Genomic DNA, 1,390 nt, shown 5'->3' on the forward strand with positions numbered 1-1,390 from the left:
GCCACCGCGGTGGCAACGGGGGCGAAAGCACGGCAAACGGGCAGAACGACTCGAACTCCGGCCGGCACGCCTCCCGTGAGCCGGGCAGCTACACCGTGCGCCAGGGCGACTCGCTGAGCGCCATCGCCGACTCCCTTGACGTCGACGGCGGATGGCACGCGCTCTACGCCGCGAACAAGAAGGTCGTGGGCGCCGACCCGAACCACATCACCGCCGGTCAGACCCTGAAAGTCAGTGACGAAACGGATGCGGACCAGGGCTAGTTGACGCCCCACTTGATCGCTAAATGTCCGATTTGGCGAAAGTGTGGGATGAGTCTCAGAAGCCCTGATCGTCTTTGAAATTCCGCGGATCACCTGGCTACGGTCAAGGCCGCTCGTCACCACGAGCCCCGGCGGCCGCAACGCCGAATCCTGCCAGCGGCTGCCCGGGAACAGTCGTCGCGTCAAGCGCCGCAGGCAGGAGCGGGGGACCCAAGGTAAGTGCCGGGCCCGGCAGTTGATGCCGGACCGGCTTGGGGTGAAGCCACGCCTCCATGAGGAGGGGTGGCCGGGCAACTCAACCGGCCCGAACCCGACAGCTCACCTCGCAGGCGTCGGTGAGGGGATCGTTCCATGCTGTTTTCCGGCAAGGGCAAGCACCGTCGTCCGTCCAAGGCCGTCCGCGTCGTCACGCTCGCCGGTGTCACCGGTGCCGCCGTGGCCGCGCCGCTGATGGCCACCGGCACCGCCTCCGCCGCCACCGCCTCCCAGTGGGACGCGGTCGCCCAGTGCGAGTCCGGCGGCAACTGGTCCATCAACACCGGCAACGGTTACTACGGCGGCCTCCAGTTCTCCGCCTCGACCTGGGCCGCGTACGGCGGCACCGCCTACGCGTCGACCGCCGACCAGGCCACCAAGTCGCAGCAGATAACCGTCGCCGAGAAGGTCCTCGCCGCGCAGGGCAAGGGCGCCTGGCCGGTCTGCGGTACGGGTCTGAGCAGCACCCCGTACAGCGGCTCCGCCTCGACGACTCCCTCGTCGTCGGGCAGCACCGCCACCCGCTCCACGGACGAGCAGGCCGCCACGCGCTCCACGCAGCGCACCACCCCGGCGCCGGCCAAGTCCACGGGCACCTCCACCGGCTCGTCCACCAGCAAGAGCAAGACCGTCACCACCCCGACCGGCAAGAAGGTCAAGAAGGGCGACGGCGAGTACAAGGTGGTCAAGGGCGACACCCTCAGCTCCATCGCGGCCGAGCACCACGTGGCCGGCGGCTGGAAGAAGCTGTTCGACCTGAACAAGGACATCGTCGACAACGCCGACCTGATCTACCCGGGCCAGCAGCTCCACCTCAAGTAGTCCGATCCGACGGGGTACGGCACCGAAAGGCCGTACCCCGTCGGATCGGA

At 68.6% G+C, this 1,390-nt stretch carries 2 protein-coding genes and 1 riboswitch; both genes read left to right on the plus strand.

Going from position 1 to position 1,390, the window contains the following annotated elements; translation table 11 throughout:
* Nucleotides 1–263 (plus strand): LysM peptidoglycan-binding domain-containing protein (locus CCN72_RS36405; protein ID WP_143664331.1); only part of this gene is annotated, 263 nt, incomplete at its 5' end.
* Nucleotides 264–440: 177 nt separating this feature from the next.
* A riboswitch (cyclic di-AMP (ydaO/yuaA leader) is annotated at nt 441–610 on the plus strand.
* 4 nt (nt 611–614) lie between these two features.
* A complete protein-coding gene (locus tag CCN72_RS36410) occupies nt 615–1,340 on the plus strand; it encodes a LysM peptidoglycan-binding domain-containing protein (protein ID WP_086812620.1) in 726 nt (241 codons plus the stop codon).
* Nucleotides 1,341–1,390: the final 50 nt, after the last annotated feature.

Source organism: Streptomyces murinus, assembly GCF_002154555.1.
In the GTDB taxonomy this organism is placed as follows: Bacteria; Actinomycetota; Actinomycetes; order Streptomycetales; family Streptomycetaceae; genus Streptomyces; species Streptomyces murinus.

What these genes read in the sequence shown, in the direction of transcription:
- CCN72_RS36410 (WP_086812620.1), top strand. Translation starts at nt 615, where the DNA reads ATGCTGTTTTCCGGCAAGGGCAAGCACCGTCGTCCGTCCAAGGCCGTC.